Raw genomic sequence first — 20,045 nt, forward strand, 5'->3', positions numbered from 1 at the left:
CCTGCGAATCGCGATCGCGACTTCTAAAGCAGCTTCCATGCCATGCGTGCGCCAAGCTGGCGCAAAACCGTTTCGCAACACGCACTTAAACCCGAATCTCGTGCGCCGCGCGCGGCAGGTGCCGCCAGCATGGCGGATGACGAGCACCAATTTCGTGCAATCCCGGATTTGGCGCGACGCCTCGGCCTTATTATGGTGCATACGGCAACGCTTGCACCACCTTGAGGCATTCCGCCTCCCCTTCGTCCTCAACGTCCGCCGCCGCCTCGCCGGCCATCGCAAACTGTCGCAGACCGCTAGCGTAGTCCCGGCCGCGCTTCGCGCGCCAGTCCCGCGCGCTAAAATAATCGTTTGGTCCAACGCGAAACAGGAGATCCGTTGTCATGAGTACGCTCGAACAGTTGTACGCCCAGGCCGACAAGCGCCGCGTCGAGAACCAACTGCCCTACGCGGGCGCGCTCTCGCCCGCCGAGGCGTTCGAGCTGCTACAGCTCGATCCGCGCGCGCGTCTCGTCGACGTGCGCACGCGCGCCGAGCTCGACTGGGTCGGCCGCCCCGTGATCGGCGACGGCCAGTACGCGCATGTCGAATGGACGCGCTACCCCGGCGGCGTGCCCAACGGCGAGTTCCTCGCCCAGCTCAAGTCGGCGGTGGAACCCGGCGCGCCGGTGCTGTTCCTGTGCCGCAGCGCCGCGCGCTCGAAGCTCGCCGCCGTCGAAGCCGCCAAGGCCGGCTTCACGCAAGCCTACGATTTGCTCGAAGGCTTCGAAGGCGACAAGGACGGCCAGGGCCATCGCAAAACGGTGACGGGCTGGTGCTTTCGCGGCTTGCCGTGGATCGGCGCCTGAAACCGCTCGAAACCGCCTGAAGCGTTCGAACCAGCGGGCGGCCTTGAGCGCCCGCTGAGACTTTGATCGTCACGAATTTGACGGTGGCATGTGACATCGCGATGATGCGCCGTGCGCCGTTGCGAACGTTCGTGGCGAATGTTCGTCATGAACGCCCCGCAGCGCCCGGCGGCGCTGGTCGACATCAAGCCGCGCTTTCCCCGCTCGCCGGCGGCTCCACTACGTCGCCGCCCAGTTCGTGCACGCCTTCGCGCAGCTTCACGAAGGCGGCCGCCACGGCCTCCGGCTCGCCCTTCACGCCCAGGTCGATATGCCGGCGCGCATAGATGCCGCCGCGCTCCGCGTCGCCCACGCTCGGCAGGCTGAACACGCGCACGCCGGGGAAATCGCGCTCGATGGACTCCATGAGCGGCGTGAGCGTGGATTCGGGCAATTCGAACACGAGCAGCGACTTTTCCGCGCGCGGCGTCTGGTGATGCAGATGCGCGTACTTCGTGTCGAGCACCCACTCGATCATCGGCCACGCCATCACCGGAAAACCCGGCACGAAATGGTGATCGCGAATCGAAAAACCCGGAATCTTGTTGTAGCCGTTCGGGATGATCTCGCAGCCCTGCGGGAATGTGCCCATCTGGAAGCGATGCTGATTCTCGGGCGAGTCGAAGTTCACGGGCGCGTCGCCGGTATGCATGTCGCGAATGCGCTCGCTGATCGCCGCCTTCGCCTCGGGATGCAGCGCCAGCGGCACGCCCAGCGCCGCAGCCGCGCACTGGCGCGTGTGGTCGTCCGGCGTCGCGCCGATGCCGCCCGTCGAGAACACGACATCGCCCGAGGCAAACGAGCGGCGCAGCGTTTCGGTGATGCGCTCGGGATCGTCGCCCACGTACTGCGCCCATTCGAGCGCGAGCCCGCGCGCGCCGAGCAGTTCGATGACCTTCGGCAGATGCTTGTCGGTGCGGCGGCCCGAGAGAATTTCGTCGCCGATGATGATGACGCCAAATGCCATGTGTCGCCTCGTGAAGTGGTCTTGTCGGTTGAAGTTTGCGCTCAGGGCGCGGCGCTCGCGTCGCGCGCCGGCTGCACTTCGTGCGCGCGCATGCGCTGGAGCGCGCGCAGGCAATAGTGGCCGAACCAGAGCGCCGTGAACACCAGAATGAAAGCGTAGATCCAGATTGTCGCCGCGGCGAATACCGGGAAGAACAGCAGGAGCCACGCGGAAACGACCCAGATCGCCGTGGGCAGCGAACCGAGCAAACCGCTCGCCACGCCGATCACGAGCAGCGGCAGGCGATGCCGGCGCACGAGTTCGCGGCGTTCCTCCACGCTCGCGTGCAACGCAAGCGCGTCGTAAGTCATCACGCGATAGGTGAGCCAGCCCCACAGCAGCGGCGGGATCAGCGCGAAAAACGGCGGGATGAGCCAGAGCGGCAGCGTAACGATCATCACGATCAGGCACACCACGGTGGTGACGAGCGAATGCCCGACACTGCCGTACCAGCTGCCGCCGCGGCGTTCCTCGAGCATCGCGTACTGGCGCTTCGAAAGATGGCGGATCACGCGCGGCATCGAAATAGCGACGATCAGCAGCAGCACGGTGATGACGATGAGCGGAATCGTCAAAACGATGACGAGAAACGGCGCGACGGTGGCGTGCAGCCAGCCGAAGCCGAACACGTCGAGCAGATGGTAGAGATACGCCATCGACGACCATTGCCCGAGCGCGCCGCGCACGAGGTCGAGCAGCGGTTGCCAGAACGCGTAGAGCACGCCGCCCCATAGGGCCGCCGCGACGATGAACGGCACGAGCGTGAGGAACAGCATGGCGGGATGGAACACGCTCGCGAGCGCGCGTCCGAACGAGCGCAGCAGATCATTCATGCGAGCGGAATGCGGCGTGGAAAGAAGTGAGGGGCACGGGAGCGGCGAAATCGGGCGAAATCGGAAATAGCGGGCGAAAACGATACGGTCAGGCCGACAGCATAAACCACCGTGCGCCCGTCGCGCACGATGCGCGCCAAGCTGGCCCTCGCCGGTGCGCGCCTATTCCGTCCGGCACGGATGCGGGTCTTTCCAGTTGGGCACGAGGCGAACAGAAGGCACGCCCGCGCAAGCCGGCACGAAAGCTCGCTCCCGCGGGCGCGCCGCGCAACTAGCCGATGGTGGCGTCGTCGTGCGAGGCGGGTTGGGAAGCTTGCGCAGCGACGTGGGATGCGGCGCCGGAAGCGCCCGCCGGCCCCGTGCGGCGCCCGGCGCGCTGACCTGAGCACCACGCCAGTCGCCGTCCGATGCGGGCGAACGCAAACGCCTGCTGCGCCCAAAAGCCTTCGCCGTATCGCGCGCCTTCGAGTTGGTCGCGAATGCCGGTAGGTTCGATGGTGCGATCGAACGACGCGCTGCCGAACAGCATGTCCCACCACGGAAACAGCACGCCGAAATTGCAGCCGTAGGTCGTGCCTTCGTGCCCGTAGCCGATCGCATGATGGCGGCGGTGAAAACGCGGACTCACCACGAGCCGCTCGCCGAGCCAGCCGAAATGCAGGCGGATATTCGCGTGCTGCACGCTTTGCACAAAATTCGTGAGCGCCACCAGCACGACGAACTGCGCGGGCGGCACGCCGATCGCGAGCGCGATGACGGCGAACATGCACGACTGCATCAGCACGTCGAGCAAATGATTGCGGTTATCGCACCACATCGACATCTTGCGCTGGCTGTGATGCACCGCATGCAGCTCCCACCAGACGCCGAAACGATGCGAAAACCGGTGATACCAATATCCGGCGAAGTCGAGCACGACCACGTAAATCATGAACGCGACCAGCGGCGCCGTGGTCACGCCCGGCCAGAGCGTGTCGATATCGAGCGTTTTCACGCCCAGCAGATGCAGCGCGCTCTGCGCGCGGTCGAAGAACGGCTGGAGCGTGAAGAAGAACAGCAGGTTGAGAATACCGAGCCGCGTGATCCACGTATAGATCGCGTCCACGCCCACGCCCTTGCGGTCGCGCCACTTTTCGGCCGGCGCCAGCGCTTCGAGCGGACGCAGCAGCGCGTACATCGCCGCGACTTCGAGCACGCCCACGATCACCCAGTAGAGCGCGTCGTAAGTGTCCTCGTCCACGTCCATCCAGCCGAGTTGGAACAGCAGCGGCTGGACAGCGTTCACGTAAAGCAGCGTCTGGAGCCACGACACGAGGTCGTCGGCCTGGGACGCGAGCAGGTGAATGAACGAGGACATCGCGGCGAGCACAGGCATCACGCGTGAAATCGGCAGAAGTCAGTCAAAAATCAGGCACCGTTGGGCGACGCGACCGGCGCGCGGTCGAAGAAGTAGATGCCGTGCGGCGAGCGGCCCACGGCAATCGTCTTGATGAGCTTCTTCGTTTGCATGTCGATCAGGCCGATATGTTTGGCGAAGCGGAACGTGACCCACAGATAGCGCTTGTCGGCGGTGAGTTCCATGTCGTCGGGGCCCGGCATCAGGCCGCTGATCTCGCCGGTTTTTTCGAGCGTTTCCTCGTCGATGATGCTGATGACGTTCGACACGCGGCTCGACACCAGCACATGCCGGCCGTCCACGAGCGAGCGGAAATTGTGCGCGGCCTTGCCCACCTGAATGGTCTTGACGACCTTCTGGTTGCGCCAGTCCACCACGGCCACATAGTCGGCGCCCGTCATGCCGATCAGCAGGTATTTGTCGCCGGGCGTGAGCCACAGGCCCGCCGGCGCCGGCCCGACCTTCATCTTCCAGAGCACTTTTTGCGTGGACAGATCGACGGCCGCGATCTCGCCCGACACCTGGAGCGACACGAACACGATGCGGTTGTCGTTCGTGAACGCGAGGTGGCTGGGCATGGCCGAAAGCGGCAGGCGTTTGGCCAGCGTGATGTTGCCGCCGCCCGCATAGTGATAGATGTCGAGGCGGTCGAGCCGCAAGCCCGTGGTCACGAACCACTTGCGGTCGGGCGAAAAGCCGAGCTGATACGGGTCTTCGATGTTCTCGATCCAGCGCTGCGGCTTGCCCGTTTTCGGGTCGACGAACAGCAGGTTGTTCGACACCGAATTCGCCACGATCAACGAGGCATTGTCGGGCGTGGGAAAGAGGTGATGCGGCTCCTTGCCGGTGGGCACGGTGCCGACGACTTCGTGCGTTTTGTCGTCGATCAGGCTTAGCGTGGCTTCGCCGGAATTGAGGACGATGATGTTGTTCGCGCGAGCGGCGGAAGAAGCGAAGCCGGCGCATGCGGCGGCGCACACGAGCGCGAGCGCGGCGGCGCGGCGGAAAATGTTTTGGGACATGAAGAATCGTTCCGGGACAGATTCGCAATTGTAGAACGTCTACCTTCGCGCAAGGTTGACGTAACGCCGCTGAAATGCAAAGGGCGCGGTTTTTTCGCGCGCCGCGCCCGCTTTTCGAACTCGTGTTATGGCCCGTATTGCGCTCTTACCGTGCCGCTGCCGCGCCCGCGTGCCGATCAACGCTGCATCGACTCCCACACCTTGTGCAAACGCTTCACCGAAACCGGCATTGGCGTGCGCAGTTCCTGCGCGAAAAGCGAAATGCGCAACTCCTCCAGCAGCCAGCGGAATTCGGTAAGACGCGGATCGAACACGCCGCCGCGCTGCGACAGCGCGCGCTGATATTGCTGCGCGAGCGGCAGCAGTTCGGCGGCCTGACGCGCGTCGCGAGCGGGATCGGCACGCAATTTGTCGATGCGCAGCGCGATGCCCTTCAAGTAGCGCGGGAAATGCACGAGCTGCGCGTAGGGCGTGTCGAGAACGAAGCGCTTGCCGATCAGCGCGTCGAGCTGCGCCTGCATGTCGGCGGCGGGCGCGCCGAACGCCTTGGCCGCCACGAGCTTTTTCGCCACCGACGCGTATTCGGCGAGGATCTGCCCCACGAGCCGCGCGATCTCCTGCGCGAGCAGCGAAAGCCGCGCGCGTCCCTCGTCCTTGCGCGCATGGAAGCTCGCGTCGTCGTCGGGCAGCGGGTCTTGCAGGCAGGCGCGCTCGAGCGCGAGTTCGACCAGTTGATCGCGCAATTCCTCCTGGGTCGCGCGCGCCATGAACTGCATCGCCATTTCGCGCAAGCCCGGCAGGTTCTTCTCCAGATAGCGGATCGGCTCGCGCAACTGCAATGCGAACAGTCGACGCAACCCCGCGCGGTGAATGCGCGCCGCCTCTTCCGGCGAATCGAACACTTCCACGTCGCAATGCGAACCGCGATCGACGAGCGCCGGATAGCCGAACAGCGTCTGCCCGCCGCGCCGGATTTCCAGCAATTCGGGCAGCTTGCCGAAATTCCACGTCGTGAGGTTTTCGTAGAGCGCGGTGTTGGCCGTCGCGTTGGCGCTCGCATCGTTCGCGGTGTTCGCGGTGTTCGCGGTGTTCGCGGTGTTCGCGGTGTTCGCGGTGTTCGCGGTGTTCGCGGTGTTCGCGGTGTTCCTGGCGTTCCTCGCGTTGGCACCTTCGCTCGCGGCCGGCGTATGCGGCGCGTTGCCCTTCTTCGGCGCGCCCTCGCCTTGCCCGGCCGATGCAAAAGGCGCCCCGCCCTGCGCATGCGTTTCGAGCGCCGCCAGCGCCGTCGCGCTCGCCAGTTTCTGGAATTGCTGCTGCGCCTGCGCGCCCAGTTCCGCGCGCAGTTGCGCGAGATTGCGCCCCATCGCGAGCTGCCGCCCGTGCTCGTCGATCACCTTGAAGTTCATGAAAAGATGCGCGGGCAGCGTTTCGAGCTTGAAATCGGCGGTCTTGAGCGCGATCTGCTTTTGCTCGCGCACGTCGGCGATCAGCGCTTCGAGCAAGCCGCCCGCGCCGAAGCGCTCGCCGCCCGCGCGATCGGCGAAACCGGCCGCGTACTCGGGCAGCGGCACGCAATGGCGGCGCAGCTTCTGCGGCAGCGACTTCAAAAGCAGTTGCGCCTTTTCCTTGAGCATGCCCGGCACGAGCCATTCGCAGCGGCGCGCGTCGATCTGGTTGAGCGCGTAGAGCGGCACCGCGAGCGTCACGCCGTCGCGCGGCGAACCGGGCTCGAAGTGATACGTGAGCGCCATCGCCACGCCCGCCATCGTCATGCGCTTCGGGAACAGGTCGGTCGTCACGCCGGCCGCTTCGTGGCGCATCAGGTCGTCGCGCGAAAGATAGAGCAGGCGCAGCTTGTCCTCGGGCGCACCGCTCTTTTTCACCTCGTCGCGATACCAGCGTTCGAAAGACGCGCCCGAATAAATGCCCGCGGGAATCGCCTGATCGTAGAAGCCGAAAATCAGTTCGTCGTCGACCAGCACGTCCTGGCGGCGCGACTTGTGTTCGAGTTGCTCGATATCGGCGAGCAGCTTGCGGTTGTGCGCGAAGAACGCGAGCTTCGTGTCGAACTCGCCTTCCACGAACGCGCCGCGAATGAACAACTCGCGCGCGCGCGCCGGGTCCTGTTTGCCGAACGCTACGCGCCGCCGCTGATACACCGGCAGACCGTAGAGCACGCCGCGCTCGAACGCGCTCACCTGCGCCGCGCGCTTTTCCCAATGCGGCTCGGAAAGCGACTTGCGCAGCAAATGCGCGCCCACTTTTTCGAGCCATTCGGGCTCGATCTTCGCGATGCAGCGCGCGTAAAGCCGGCTCGTCTCGATCAGTTCCGCCGCCACGACCCAGCGCCCCGCCTTCTTCACGAGCGCCGAGCCCGGCCACAAATGGAATTTGATGCCGCGCGCGCCCAGATAATGCGGCTCGTCGTCGGCTTTGAGGCCGATGTTGCCGAGCAAGCCGGTGAGCAGCGCGTGATGAATCTGCTCGTAGGTGGCGTCGGCTTCGTTGATGCGCCAGCCGTGCTCGCGCACGACCGTCAACAATTGCGAATGCACGTCGCGCCACTCGCGCAGCCGCAAGTGCGAAAGGAAATTCGCGCGGCACGCCTCGACCAGTTGCTTGTTCGACTTCTTGTGCGCGACGGCTTCCTCGAACCACGCCCAGATCTTGAGCCACTGGAGGAATTCGGAGCGCTCGTCCGCGAACCGCCGGTGCGCCTGATCGGCCTGCTCCTGCGCCTCGATCGGCCGGTCGCGCGGGTCCTGCACCGAAAGCGCGCTCGCGATAACGAGCACTTCGCGCAGCGCCTGCTCGTCGCGCGCGCCCAGAATCATGCGGCCCACGCGCGGATCGAGCGGCAGGCGCGCGAGTTCGCGGCCAAGCGGCGTCAGCGCATTGTCGTCGTCCACGGCGCCGAGTTCGTTGAGCAGTTGATAGCCGTCGGCGATGGCGCGCCCCGGCGGCGGCTCGATGAACGGAAACGTCTCGATCGCCGTGAGATGCAGCGACTTCATGCGCAGAATCACGGCCGCGAGCGACGAGCGCAGAATCTCGGGATCGGAAAAACGCGGCCGCGCGACGAAATCCGACTCTTCGTAAAGGCGAATGCAGATGCCGTCCGCGACGCGCCCGCAACGGCCCGCGCGCTGATTCGCGGCCGCTTGCGAGATCGACTCGATCTGCAACTGCTCGACCTTGTTGCGATACGAATAGCGCTTCACGCGCGCAAGCCCGGTATCCACCACGTAGCGGATGCCCGGCACCGTGAGCGACGTTTCGGCGACGTTGGTCGCGAGCACGATGCGGCGCGCGTTCGACGGCTTGAACACGCGTTCCTGCTCCTGCGCGGAAAGGCGCGCGAACAGCGGCAGAATTTCGGTGTGCGGCGGATGATGCTTTCTCAGCGCCTCGGCGGCATCGCGAATCTCGCGCTCGCCGGGCAGGAACACCAGCACGTCGCCGGAGCCCTCGCGGCAGAGTTCGTCCACGGCATCGACGATCGCTTCCATCAAATCGCGATCGCTGTCCCGTTGCGACCTCGCGCTTTTCTCGCGGCCCGCGCCGCCGCCCGCCGTGCCTTGCGCGGCCTTCACCGCCGGGCTGTCCTCCTGCACCGGGCGATAGCGCACTTCCACCGGATAGAGCCGCCCGCTCACCTCGATCACGGGCGCGGGGTGTTCGTCGCTGCCGAAATGGCGCGCGAAGCGGTCGGCGTCGATGGTCGCCGAAGTCACGATCAGCTTGAGATCGGGCCGGCGCGGCAGAATTTCCTTCAGATAGCCGAGCAGGAAGTCGATGTTGAGACTGCGCTCGTGCGCCTCGTCGATGATGATCGTGTCGTAGGCCTCGAGCAGCGGATCGGTCTGCGTCTCCGCGAGCAGAATGCCGTCCGTCATGAGCTTGACGGACGCGCCCGGCGAGAGATTGTCGGTGAAGCGCACCTTGTAGCCGACCACTTCGCCGAACGGCGTTTTCAACTCCTCGGCGATCCGGCGCCCCGTTGCCGACGCCGCAATCCGGCGCGGCTGGGTGTGGCCGATCAAGCCGGTGCCGCCCGCGCCCAGACCGCGGCCCAGCGCCAGCGCGATTTTCGGCAACTGCGTGGTCTTGCCCGAGCCCGTTTCGCCGCTGACGATCACCACCTGGTGATCGCGAATCGCGCGGGCGATCTCCTCGCGGCGGCCGGAGACCGGCAGCGCTTCCGGGAACGTGATCGGCGGAACCGCGTTCGGCGTGACGGGCGGCCTGGGCGCGCGTTCGCGGCGGTCCTTCCGCTCGCCCTCCGCGCGCGGCGGACGAGGCTCGCGCGCGGGTTGCGGACGTTCGCCCGTATGGTCGGTATGGTTGTCGCGGTTCGAACGCGGCGCTGATCCGGCGGGCGGTTGCGCGGCGCGCGGCGCTTGCTGCGGCTTGCGGGGCGCGGCTTGCGAGGCGCGGGGCGCGGCTGGACGCGGCGCTTGCGGTTCGCGTTGGTCGCGTTGGTCGCGTTGGTCGCGCTGGTCGCGCTGGTCGCGCTGGTCGCGCCGCTTGGGGTCGCGATGGCGCGCGGTATCGGCGGATTGTGGCGCTTGCGCCGATTTGCCTTGCGTCGACGGCGACGCATCGCGCGGTTCGCCGGCGCGATGGCCGCGCGGGGAATCGTCGCGCGCGCTGCGCTCACTGCGCACAGGCGCCTGCTGCGCAGACCCGTTCTCGCGATGGCTTTGCGCGCGCGGTTCGGTTCGCGGCTCGGGCGGCGATTGGGTTTGCGGCCGCGTTTGCGTTTGCGGCGGCCGTTGCGTCGACGCCTTCGTCTGCGGCGTTTGCCGTGCGGCCGGCGCGTCGGTGCGCGCCTCGCGCGCGCCCTGCTGCGCGCCCCTGCCTTGCGCCACGTTCGAGGCCGGCTCGCTCGACGACTTCTGCGAGCGCGTCTGCCCCGCGTTCGGCGCCTGCGTCCCGCGTTTGTCCTGCACGCGCGCGCCCAGCGCCCCGCCGCCCATCAATGCGGCAAGCTTGTCCGCCGACGCCGGCTTTTGCCCGTCGCCGTACTTCTGCGACGCGCGTTTTTCCTGCGCGCCGCCAGGCGCCGCGTCCCTGCCTTCAGGTGTGTTGCTGCCCTGCGCGGAGGCAGGTCTTTTGGGTACATTCGACATGGGGGCGCATTATAATCCCGGGCATGAATTCCCAAACCGACCTCGTCCCCGCTCCCGCCGGCGCGCCGGCTTTGTCCACCGCCGCGGAAACCGCTTCCCAGCACGATGCGCAGCACGCGCAGTTCGTCGACTGGATGCGATCGGTCGCGCCCTACATTCACGCGTTTCAGGGCAAGACTTTCGTCGTCGGCTTCGGCGGCGAGGTCGTGCATCAGAACTTGCTCAACGCGCTTGTCGCCGACATCGCGCTCCTGCAAGCCATGGGCATCCAGATCGTGCTCGTACACGGTTCGCGCCCGCAAGTCGAAGAACAGATGAGCCTGCACGGCGTCGAGTCCGAGTTCTCGCACGGCATGCGCATCACCAATGCCCGCGCGCTCGAATCGGCGAAGGAAGCGGCCGGCGAAGTGCGTCTCGACATCGAGGCCGCGATCAGCCAAGGTCTGCCGAATACGCCGATGGCGCACGCGCACATCAGCGTCGTGTCGGGCAACTTCGTCACCGCGCGCCCGGTCGGCATCCTCGACGGCGTGGACTTCCAGCACACGGGCGTCGTGCGCAAGATCGACGCGGACTCCATCCGCCACTCGCTCGCGAGCCGCAAGCTCGTGCTGCTCTCGCCGCTCGGCTTTTCGCCCACGGGGGAAGCGTTCAACCTGTCGATGGAAGACGTGGCCTCCGCCGCGGCCATCGCGCTGCGCGCCGACAAGATCGTGTTCCTCACGGAGACCCAGGGTCTCATCAACGAAGAAAACGAGCTGATCCGCGAAATGTCGCTCGACGACGCATACAAGTTACAGGAAAGCGGCACCGTGCTCGGCGACGCGGGCTTCTATCTGAAGCATTCGATTCGCGCCTGCCGCGGCGGCGTGGGCCGCGCGCACATCATTCCGTATTCGCTCGACGGCGGCCTGCTGCTCGAACTGTTTCTGCACGACGGCGTGGGCACCATGATCTCGTACGAGAATCTGGAAAGCCTGCGCGAAGCCACGCCCGACGACGTCGGCGGCATCCTCACGCTGATCGAGCCGCTCGAAACCGACGGCACGCTCGTGCGGCGCGGCCGCCACCAGATCGAGCGCGACATCGACCATTTTTCGGTGATCGAGCACGACGGCGTGCTGTTCGGCTGCGCGGCGCTCTATGCGTATCCGCAGGAGCGCATCGGCGAAATGGCGTGCCTCACGGTCTCGCCCGAAGCCCAGGGTTCCGGCGACGGCGAACGCCTCTTGCGCCGTATCGAGCAGCGCGCCCGCGCGCGCGGCCTCACGCGCATTTTCGTGCTCACCACGCGCACGGAACACTGGTTCCTCAAGCGCGGTTTCGTGAAGGCGACGGTCGACGACTTGCCCGAAGACCGCCGCCGGCTCTACAACTGGCAGCGCAAGTCGCTCGTGCTGATGAAGCAGTTGTGAGCGCCGCGCGCTACCCATAACAGACATCAACCCCCATTTCACGGGACGGCGGCAAGCGGTGAAACGCAACCCGCCGCCGACACAGGAGAACAACAGCATGGCCCGTATGATCCAATGCGCGAAGCTCGGCAAGGAAGCCGAAGGTCTCGATTTTCCGCCGCTGCCGGGCGAACTCGGCAAGCGCATCTACGAAAGCGTCTCGAAGGAAGCGTGGCAAGGCTGGCTCAAGCAGCAAACCATGCTCATCAACGAAAACCGCCTGAACATGGCCGACCCGCGCGCGCGCCAGTACCTCATGAAGCAAACGGAGAAGTACTTCTTCGGTGAAGGCGCCGACCAGGCAACGGGCTTCGTGCCGCCGACGGAAGGCTGAATATGCCCGACCGGCCGTCGTCACGACGGCCTCGACGCCGCCTGAAAACCGCGCCGCGAGCGCGGTTTTTTTTCGTCTCGCGCAGCCGTTCCACGCGCCCGGAACCGGTTCCGTCGAATCGGCGCAATCGCCTGTCACACAAGGCTCGCAGCGCTTTTCGAGCCACCGCCGGAAAGGCCGGTTTGCACGATCTTACGTTATCGTGCTAACATAACGCCTCGTTCAACAGGCATTAGCCATCAATTGCATTCGGTCAGGCACCCAAAAACGCCCTCCCGCCGAATGCGCATATGACAAAAGGAACGCTCCGCCACGCGGTGCTTCTTTTTCGTTTCAGCGGCGCTTAACCGTGCACCTCTTGCCGGTCCAGCGTCTACATGCGCCCTGCCCCCCGAACCGGCCACGCAGGCGCAACGTTAAACACAATTCGTCCCGAGTGTCGTTTCGCGACACTTCAGCAATGCTTTCGTGCGCCGCCTTTGGGCTCGCACGCCGCGAGCGGCGTGCCGCGCGAAATGTCGCCGCTATCGCGAAACGGCACTCTCCGGCAACCGTGGCGGGCTCGTCAAAGCTCGTCGCTGTCATTGGAGAATCCCACCTTGACTGCGTCCACTTCCGGCACCTCGTCCAGCGCTGCGCGCGGCGCGGCTTCGGCCGACCTCACCCTCGACGACATCACCATCGTCGACAACACGCTTCTCAAACGCGCCGTCGGCGCCATGGCGCTCGGCAACGCCATGGAATGGTTCGACTTCGGCGTGTACAGCTACATCGCCGTCACGCTCGGCCAGGTGTTCTTTCCTTCGAGCAGCCCGTCCGCGCAATTGATCGCCACGTTCGGCACGTTCGCGGCGGCGTTTCTCGTGCGCCCGATCGGCGGCATGGTGTTCGGCCCGCTCGGCGACCGCATCGGCCGCCAGCGCGTGCTCGCGATGACCATGATCATGATGGCCTGCGGCACCTTCGCGATCGGCCTGATTCCGTCGTATCACGCGATCGGCATCGCGGCGCCCGTGCTGCTGCTCGCGGCGCGTCTGGTCCAGGGCTTTTCGACGGGCGGCGAGTACGGCGGCGCGGCCACCTTCATCGCCGAATTCGCCACCGACAAGCGCCGCGGCTTCATGGGTAGCTTTCTCGAATTCGGCACGCTGATCGGCTACGTGTTCGGCGCGGGCTCGGTCGCGGTGCTGAGCGCCGTGCTCAAGCACGACGCGCTGCTCGAGTGGGGCTGGCGCGTGCCGTTCCTCGTCGCCGGCCCGCTCGGGCTCGTCGGCTTGTATATCCGCATGAAGCTCGAAGAAACGCCCGCGTTCAAGCGCGAAGCGGAACTGCGCGAAGCCGAGGAGCATGCGCGCCCGAAGCTCACGCTCGGTACGCTGCTCTCGCAACATCTGCGCCCCTTCCTGCTGTGCGTGGGCCTCGTGCTGATCTTCAACGTGACCGACTACATGGCGCTCTCGTATCTGCCGAGCTATCTTTCGGCGACGCTGCACTTCAACGAAACGCACGGCCTCTTTCTCGTGCTGATCGTGATGGTGCTGATGATGCCGATGACGCTCGCGTTCGGCCGCCTCTCCGACGCCATCGGCCGCAAGCCGGTGATGCTCGCGGGATGCGTGGGCCTGATCGCGCTGTCGATCCCGTCGCTCACGCTCATTCAAACGGGCTCGCTCGTGCCGGTGTTTTTCGGTCTGCTGATTCTGGGCGCGCTGCTGTCGTGCTTCACGGGCGTGATGCCTTCGGCGCTGCCCGCGCTGTTCCCGACCGCGATCCGCTACGGCGCGCTCGCCATTGGCTTCAACGTGTCGGTGTCGCTGTTCGGCGGCACGACGCCGCTCGTGGCCGCCTGGCTCGTCGATCACACGCAGAACCTGATGATGCCCGCGTACTACCTGATGGGCGCGGCCGTGGTCGGCATCGTTTCCGTGCTGGCGCTGCCTGAAACGGCGCGCCGCCCGCTGCCCGGCTCCGCGCCGAGCGTGAGCACCCGGGCCGAAGCGCATGCGGTGCTGCGCGGCGTGCGCCTCGCGCGCGAACTCGATGACGAATTCGCGACCGCGAACGCCGTGCGCGCATAGCGATCGCTGCTATCGCGACGCCGGCGATCCGGGATCGCGGTAGAGAAAGGCCGGCCGCGCGCCGGCCTTTCTCGTTTGCGCCCGCAGGCTCAATCGACCAGATTCGCGGGCTCGACGCGGAACTCGCCATTCGCGCCGACCGTCAGCATCGCCGCGCAAATCGGCAGTTTGAAACGCCTCGGCCCCGCGCTGCCCGGATTCACGTAGACCACGCCATCGCGCGTCTCCAGCCCGGGCTTGTGCGAGTGCCCGCTCACGACGATCGACACGCGCTGCGCCGCGAGGTCGATGCGCAAATCGCGCAATTCATGCACGACGGCGAGCCGCACGCCGCCGACGTCGAGCGTGGCCAGCGCGGGCAGCGCGTCGGCCCAGGCGCCCCGGTCGTTGTTGCCGCGCACGGCGGTCAGCGGCGCGACGGCGCGTAGCGTATCGAGCACCGCTTGATCGCAAATGTCGCCCGCATGCACGATCGCGTCGCAGCCCGCGACGAAGCTCAGCAATTCGGGGCGCACGAGATTGTGCGTGTCGGAAACGAGCGCGACGCGCAGCGGAGGACGGGAAGCCGCCGCCATGCCGCTCACGCCTTCTCGCCCAGATAGATCGCCAGCCACACGCTCGGCACGGCCGGGTCGGTCCACGACACGCGGTGCCGGCAATGCGGCGGCAGCCGCACATAGTCGCCCGGCAGGAGACGCCGCGGCGGCGCGCCCTCGAATTCGAGCGTGGCCGCGCCCGAAAGCAGCACCACCCATTCCTCGCGGGCGTCGTCGTACCAGAAGCCGGGCGCGCTCGTCTGCCCGGTGGACACGATGCGCTCGATCAGCACGCCTTCGCGCGCCAGGAGCGGTTCGAAGCGCTCCTCGGCCGCGTCGTGGACGAGGCCCGCGTACAGATTGCCGGTGGCAATGTCGTTCATCGTTGCTGCCTGCTTTCGCGACGTGCTTTCGTGCATGCTTTCGTGCATGCTTTCGTGGCGGGTTTCGGGCTCATTTCAACGGCGTTAATCCGTCGAGCAGCGTCGGCACCAGCTCGCTCACGGTCGGATGCACGTGCATCGCGAATTGCAGCGTCGTATAGGGGGCGTGGGCCGTCATCGTGTCGATGAAGGTGTGGATCGCCTCGTCGCCTTCGATGCCGTAAATCGCCGCGCCAAGGATCTGCTTCGTGTTCGCGTCGACGAGCGCCTTCATGAAACCGTCGGTTTCGCCGCGCTCGCGCGCGCGTCCCACGCGCGACATCGGCATGGTGGCGATCAGCGCCGGTGTGCCGCGCTCGCGCACCTCGCGCTCGCTCAAGCCCACGCGCGCGAGCGGCGGATCGACGAACACGGCGTAAGCGGGAATGCGCGTGTCCGCGCTGCGCTGCGCGCCGTCGAGCAGGTTCGCCGCGACGATCTGGAAATCGTCGTAGGACGTGTGCGTGAACGCGCCGCGCCCGTTCACGTCGCCGATCGCCCACACGCCGGGCGCCTTGCTACGCAACTGGCCGTCGACGGGAATGTGGCCGTGCGCGTCGCGCTCGATGCCGGCGGCGTCGAGTCCCAGATCGTCGGTGTTCGGCACGCGCCCGGTCGCGAACAGCAGATGCGAGGCGTCGAGCGCACCGTCGTCGAGTTGAATGCGCACGCCCGGCGCGCCTTGCTGGCCGTCGAGCGGCGCGAGGCTGCGCGGCTGCACGCCGAAGCGAAACGTGACGCCCTCGCGCGCCAGCACGTCCTGCACGGCACGCGCCAGATCCTCGTCCTCGCGCGCGAGCACGCGCTCGCCGCGCACGAGCACGGTCACGCGCGCGCCGAAGCGGCGAAACATCTGCGCGAATTCGAGCGCGACGTAACTGCCGCCGACGATCGCAAGATGCTCCGGCACCACTTCGAGTTCGAGCAGCGTGGAGTTGGTTTCGTAGCGAATCGTGTCGATGCCGGGAATCGGCGGGACTTGCGCGCGCGTGCCCGTATTGATGAAGATTTCCGGCGCTTCGAGATCGAGCGTCGAGCCGTCGCGCGCGCTCACGCGCACCGCATGCGCGCCGGTGAAGCGCCCGTGACCCTGAAAGACGCTCACGTTCTTCGCGGTGCGCAGCCAGTGTTCGACGCCCTCGCGCGACGCGCCGATGATGCGTTCCTTGCGCGCCTTCACGAACGCGAGATCGACGCGCACGCCATTGCCGCTCGCGCCGTTGCTGCTGTCGCCGCTGCCGTTGCCGATCTGCACGCCGAACTCCGCCGCATGACGCGCGACGTGCGCGACGCGTGCGCAGGCAACATACGATTTCGTCGGCGTGCAGCCCACGTTCACGCACGTGCCGCCGAACAACGCGCGCTCGATCACGGCCGTCCTGCGCCCGCTCGCGCCAAGCCGCACCGCGAGCGGCGGCCCGCTTTGCCCGGTGCCGATCACGATCGCATCGAATCGTTCTGCCATGCCGCTCTCCTGTTGCATGCGCCGTCGCCGGCGGGTTGCGGCGAATCGCGGCGAATCACGATGAATGACGACGAACTGCGCCCGTCCGGATCGCCTCATCTTACGCGCGCGGGCGCAACGCCGCGCGCAAGCGGCGCATCGGCGCCGGCGCGCGCGCACGAAAAAAAGAGCCGCCTCGCGGTACGAGGCGGCTCACAGGGTGACGTCACAACAGCAAACGGGCAGATGCCGCTGCACGTCAGGGGGATCGGCGAAAAAGGCTTATCGGCGCAATTTCGGTGAATGGGAAAGGAGGCGAGCCGGTCCGGCGGCTGCGCTCAATGCACGCAATCGTGAACGCCGCGGGCCGGCACACATTCGCCCGGGCCCGCGTTCCACAATTCGCGCGAGCGCGTGAATGCGGCGCGTGCGCCGCGCGTGGCCATCATCAGGCCGACTTGCCCCATGTTGAAGTCGAACGACACCATCAGCTGCATCAGGTCCACCATCGGTAGGACCAGCGCCGGCTGATACAACTGTCGTTCGATAAAGGATTTCATGACGGCTCCCGCTGCGTGCCCGCGTCGCCTGGACGCGGACTGATTCGATGGATGTGATTCTACGAATGCAGCGTGCGCCGATAAATGGGCTATCGGCGAAGTCACTTGTCGCGAATCGCAAACAATCGCCCGCGCGCGGAGCGTCTCAATCGGCACGATCGAGTTTGGCAATCTCGGCAATCTCGGCAATCTCGGCAATCGCGGCAATCACGGGCGGCGGCAAACCTCGGGAAAGCCGCGAGCCGCCCAGGCGAAGCCATGCCGCGCCCATGAGCCGGCGGTTCAATCGAGCGGCGTGGCGACGAACTCGGGCAGTGTCTCGGCGCGCGCCGAAAGCGCGGCAAGGGCCGGATAGCGCGCCGCGTCGACGGCGCCCGGCAGCATGTGCTGCGTAAAGCGCCACGCGACGGCCGCCGTGATGTCCGCCTGCGTGATGCGGCCCGCGCACAGCCAGCCTTCACGGCCCGTCACGAGCGCGTCGAGCACGCCCCACGCCGCGTGCATCTGCGCATTCACGCGTGCGAACCACGGCTCGTGCTGACGCTCCGCCGGGCGCAGATGCCGTTCGTAGACCTGTTGCACCGTTTTTTCCGTCGCGGCGAGCGCAAAACCGTTCACGCGCAGCGCGAACGTGCGCTCCTGCGTTTCCTCGGGCATCAGCCGCCGTGCGGCGGGCACCTTGCGATCGAGGTAATCGAGAATCAGCGTCGAGTCGATGAGTTGCGTGCCGTCGTCGTCGATAAAAGTCGGCGCCTTCACGACCGGATTGATTCGCGCGAATTCGTCGTACTGGCCGAACACGGAAATACTTCGGTGCTCGAACGAAAATCCGAGCACGTGAAGCGAGATCGCGACGCGTCGCACGTAAGGGGAATCCATCATGCCGATCAATTGCATGGCTGCACCTCGCAGAAGATTTCAGGAGCGGGCGTCGATCTTGCTGTATCTCGAAGCGCTTTTCAAGCGTGCATTAAGAAACCGCTGAAAAGCGGGCGAATGCCGATGAAACACGCGGGACGCAGGCGCGCCAAACAACAAGGATGACGGCGAAAGCGGGCGCAAACATCGCCCGGATTCGATCGCGTTGCGCGCGCAAAAGCGCGGCCAAAAACGGGTCGCGGGTGCGCATCCGCGCGCAGCGTCCTTGTGCCGCGCGCGAAGAAAAAGCAATAAGGCTACAGTCGTTTGCAGACGTTCTTTCTGACGCGTCGCGCCATTGGTGCGACGCAGCGCCTGAGGGAATTTGACGGGGCCGCAACGCAGCGCCGCGCGCAGCAAGGCGCACGAGAGCGCCCCACATGCAGAGGATGCCGAAGCATCACGCAGACCGCATGAAACAAGGCTTTTTCGCGCCGCATGTGCTGCACTGCATCGCCGGGAAACTCCTGGATTCGGACGGCGAACGGCTGAGATAGTCTCAATGCAAAGGAGACGAAATCATGAGACAAGCATTCAATGTTGGTGTCTGTATCGTCCTCGCACTGCTCCTCGCGAACCGCGCGCTGACTCGCGTGCAGGCTCACGAGGCCGGGTCGCTCACCTGCGCGCAAGGTTCCGCGCTCGTGAAGGCCAAAGCGCTCCTCCACGGTTTCGGTGAACACGGCGCGAGCGCGCAAGGCGACACTTTCCTGTCGTCGTGTCTCGTTTCCGGCCAAGGCCAGGTCGGCGATCAAATCGCTCACGACTGAAACCGCCTCACGCTAACGTCGCGGTCCTGCTCGATACGGCGTTAGCGCCACGGCAATCGTAGTCCAGGCGTACCACGCAGACGGACGCGCGTTTGTCGCGTAGCGCGGTGCCGGCGCCGGCGCGTTAAGCACGCGGTTCCTTCTATCGGACCGCGCACGCCACGCGGCTGCGCGCACGCCAAAAATTGCGTTTGCCTTTCTTTCGCAGCGCTTATCGTCGCTGCTTGCGCGCCACATGGCTGGCGTCCGTTCCGCTTCTCAGAACTCCGTTTCGCTCGCATGCAGCGAAAGGTCGCCTGCGCGCCGCCGCGTTCGCGTTTCTTTCGGGTTGCCAATGCCCCGCGTTGGCGGCGAGAATGGTCGCGGACCACGGAGAATCTATGAAAGGACGCATCCTCTTGCTTGGAGTCAGCATGCTGACGGCCTGCACGTCGGTGACTGGCATCAATTCGAGACAGGATGGTCATCTCACCGTCACCAGCCGGGCGCGATGGGATCTCGTTTCCTGGAATCGCGTGCGCTCAGCCGGACTCAAGGAAGCAGAAGCCTATTGCCGCAAACAAAAAAAGCAGATGCACACCGTCGATATTCATAGCGCAGGCCTGCGCGGCGTGACGTCGCAATCGGTAGAAGTGATCTTCGACTGCATCTGAATGTTTCCTCACATTACGGTTTCATTCCCGCCCTTTTAACGTCCATCTGCCAGGAAGCCCCGCCAGTCGGGCGTTCCCGCCTTCCGTATCCCACAAGCCAAATCTTACCGCCTTGCGATAACGCAACACTATGTTGTCGTTCTCCCTCATATCCATTTCACATAAGCGCGCTAGACTGACGATACATTTTGTTACGTTTAAAGTCTGGTGCGCATTATGTTGACTGCGTTCTTCATTGCTTGCCCTTTCGGCATCGCGGCACTGTTCGGTTTCGCAAGGCTGATCAATCCGCATACCGGGCGGATCGGCAACCGCTGATTTCGCGCTTCGCGCCGAGTCATCCGGTTTTGCCGCCTCTGACTCGCGAGCTACCGCTCGTGCCGTCGCGCTTTTCCCTTTCGCGAACTGGCAAACGTTGCCGCATTCCAGCCTTGGCCCGGCAAGAAATGCTGACTTTGGTTTCTGGACGCCTTTACGCGCCGGTATTTAACCGCGCGCGCCGGGCCGCCGGTGTGTGGGATGGGTCACGCTCGAAAGCGAGGTGCGCGATAACGGGCACTGGGGCGGCTTCCAGTTGCGGAGGCTCCCGGCGAATACTGG

Annotated in this window: 19 protein-coding genes; 7 read left to right on the top strand and 12 right to left on the bottom strand. The window is 65.7% G+C overall.

Features of this window, described 5'->3' with window-relative positions:
* Window positions 1-190 precede the first annotated feature (190 nt).
* A complete protein-coding gene (locus U5805_RS29260; RefSeq protein WP_322106976.1) occupies window positions 191-385 on the bottom strand; it encodes a hypothetical protein in 195 nt (64 codons plus the stop codon).
* Here U5805_RS29260 and U5805_RS29265 point away from each other — a divergent pair.
* Window positions 384-848: a rhodanese-like domain-containing protein gene (locus tag U5805_RS29265; RefSeq protein WP_322106977.1), complete on the top strand. Its 465-nt coding sequence runs from the start codon at window positions 384-386 to the stop codon at window positions 846-848. The two genes, U5805_RS29260 and U5805_RS29265, sit on opposite strands and share 2 nt — an antisense overlap.
* A 184-nt stretch (window positions 849-1,032) precedes the next feature.
* Here the strand turns inward: U5805_RS29265 and U5805_RS29270 are convergent, their stop codons facing one another.
* The 5 genes from U5805_RS29270 to hrpA form a co-directional block, all read right to left on the bottom strand.
* Entirely contained in the window at window positions 1,033-1,854 is an 822-nt protein-coding gene (locus U5805_RS29270; RefSeq protein WP_322106978.1) for a competence/damage-inducible protein A, read from the bottom strand.
* A gap of 41 nt (window positions 1,855-1,895) precedes the next feature.
* Window positions 1,896-2,726: an EI24 domain-containing protein gene (locus tag U5805_RS29275; protein ID WP_322106979.1), complete on the bottom strand. Its 831-nt coding sequence runs from the start codon at window positions 2,724-2,726 to the stop codon at window positions 1,896-1,898.
* Between the two features lie 271 nt (window positions 2,727-2,997).
* On the bottom strand, window positions 2,998-4,101 hold the full coding sequence (locus U5805_RS29280; protein ID WP_322106993.1) for a sterol desaturase family protein: 1,104 nt from the start codon (window positions 4,099-4,101) through the stop codon (window positions 2,998-3,000).
* A gap of 32 nt (window positions 4,102-4,133) precedes the next feature.
* Window positions 4,134-5,144 (bottom strand): beta-propeller fold lactonase family protein, encoded by a 1,011-nt coding sequence (locus tag U5805_RS29285; RefSeq protein ID WP_322106980.1) that lies wholly within the window; start codon window positions 5,142-5,144, stop codon window positions 4,134-4,136.
* 176 nt (window positions 5,145-5,320) lie between these two features.
* A complete protein-coding gene (gene hrpA, locus U5805_RS29290; protein ID WP_322106981.1) occupies window positions 5,321-10,276 on the bottom strand; it encodes an ATP-dependent RNA helicase HrpA in 4,956 nt (1,651 codons plus the stop codon).
* 23 nt (window positions 10,277-10,299) lie between these two features.
* Between hrpA and argA the strand changes: the two genes are divergently transcribed.
* The 3 genes from argA to proP all read left to right on the top strand — a co-directional run bounded on the left by argA (window position 10,300) and on the right by proP (window position 14,142).
* Entirely contained in the window at window positions 10,300-11,691 is a 1,392-nt protein-coding gene (gene argA / locus U5805_RS29295; RefSeq protein WP_322106982.1) for an amino-acid N-acetyltransferase, read from the top strand.
* 97 nt (window positions 11,692-11,788) lie between these two features.
* Window positions 11,789-12,064 (top strand): oxidative damage protection protein, encoded by a 276-nt coding sequence (locus U5805_RS29300; protein WP_158949464.1) that lies wholly within the window; start codon window positions 11,789-11,791, stop codon window positions 12,062-12,064.
* A gap of 377 nt (window positions 12,065-12,441) precedes the next feature.
* Complete coding sequence (proP, locus tag U5805_RS29305) at window positions 12,442-14,142, top strand: glycine betaine/L-proline transporter ProP (RefSeq protein ID WP_415914687.1); 1,701 nt, start codon at window positions 12,442-12,444, stop codon at window positions 14,140-14,142.
* 89 nt (window positions 14,143-14,231) lie between these two features.
* Here proP and U5805_RS29310 read toward each other — a convergent pair whose 3' ends face one another.
* The 3 genes from U5805_RS29310 to U5805_RS29320 form a co-directional block, all read right to left on the bottom strand.
* Window positions 14,232-14,717: a metallophosphoesterase family protein gene (locus U5805_RS29310; RefSeq protein WP_322106984.1), complete on the bottom strand. Its 486-nt coding sequence runs from the start codon at window positions 14,715-14,717 to the stop codon at window positions 14,232-14,234.
* A 5-nt stretch (window positions 14,718-14,722) separates the two neighbouring features.
* The gene (locus U5805_RS29315; RefSeq protein WP_322106985.1) at window positions 14,723-15,061 is read right to left on the bottom strand and encodes a cupin domain-containing protein; all 339 of its coding nucleotides are present in this window, start codon (window positions 15,059-15,061) and stop codon (window positions 14,723-14,725) included.
* Window positions 15,062-15,131: 70 nt separating this feature from the next.
* On the bottom strand, window positions 15,132-16,565 hold the full coding sequence (locus U5805_RS29320) for an FAD-containing oxidoreductase (protein ID WP_322106986.1): 1,434 nt from the start codon (window positions 16,563-16,565) through the stop codon (window positions 15,132-15,134).
* 60 nt (window positions 16,566-16,625) lie between these two features.
* On the opposite strand from U5805_RS29320, the gene U5805_RS29325 reads away from it, so the two are divergent.
* Entirely contained in the window at window positions 16,626-16,847 is a 222-nt protein-coding gene (locus U5805_RS29325; RefSeq protein ID WP_322106987.1) for a hypothetical protein, read from the top strand.
* A 35-nt stretch (window positions 16,848-16,882) separates the two neighbouring features.
* On the opposite strand, the gene U5805_RS29330 is transcribed toward U5805_RS29325, so the two are convergent.
* From U5805_RS29330 to U5805_RS29340, 3 genes are all read right to left on the bottom strand, one after another.
* Window positions 16,883-17,104, bottom strand: coding sequence for a hypothetical protein (locus tag U5805_RS29330; RefSeq protein ID WP_322106988.1), 222 nt, complete (start codon window positions 17,102-17,104; stop codon window positions 16,883-16,885).
* 145 nt (window positions 17,105-17,249) lie between these two features.
* Window positions 17,250-17,375 carry a hypothetical protein gene (locus tag U5805_RS29335; RefSeq protein WP_322106989.1) on the bottom strand — a complete coding sequence of 42 codons (126 nt, stop codon included), beginning with the start codon at window positions 17,373-17,375 and terminating at the stop codon, window positions 17,250-17,252.
* 11 nt (window positions 17,376-17,386) lie between these two features.
* Window positions 17,387-18,001 carry a glutathione S-transferase gene (locus U5805_RS29340; protein WP_322106990.1) on the bottom strand — a complete coding sequence of 205 codons (615 nt, stop codon included), beginning with the start codon at window positions 17,999-18,001 and terminating at the stop codon, window positions 17,387-17,389.
* Between the two features lie 542 nt (window positions 18,002-18,543).
* Between U5805_RS29340 and U5805_RS29345 the strand changes: the two genes are divergently transcribed.
* A complete protein-coding gene (locus tag U5805_RS29345) occupies window positions 18,544-18,792 on the top strand; it encodes a hypothetical protein (protein WP_322106991.1) in 249 nt (82 codons plus the stop codon).
* A 380-nt stretch (window positions 18,793-19,172) separates the two neighbouring features.
* The gene (locus tag U5805_RS29350) at window positions 19,173-19,445 is read left to right on the top strand and encodes a hypothetical protein (protein ID WP_322106992.1); all 273 of its coding nucleotides are present in this window, start codon (window positions 19,173-19,175) and stop codon (window positions 19,443-19,445) included.
* The last annotated feature ends 600 nt before the right edge of the window (window positions 19,446-20,045 follow it).

Source organism: Paraburkholderia sp. J41 (genome assembly GCF_905220235.1).
In the GTDB taxonomy this organism is placed as follows: Bacteria; Pseudomonadota; Gammaproteobacteria; order Burkholderiales; family Burkholderiaceae; genus Paraburkholderia.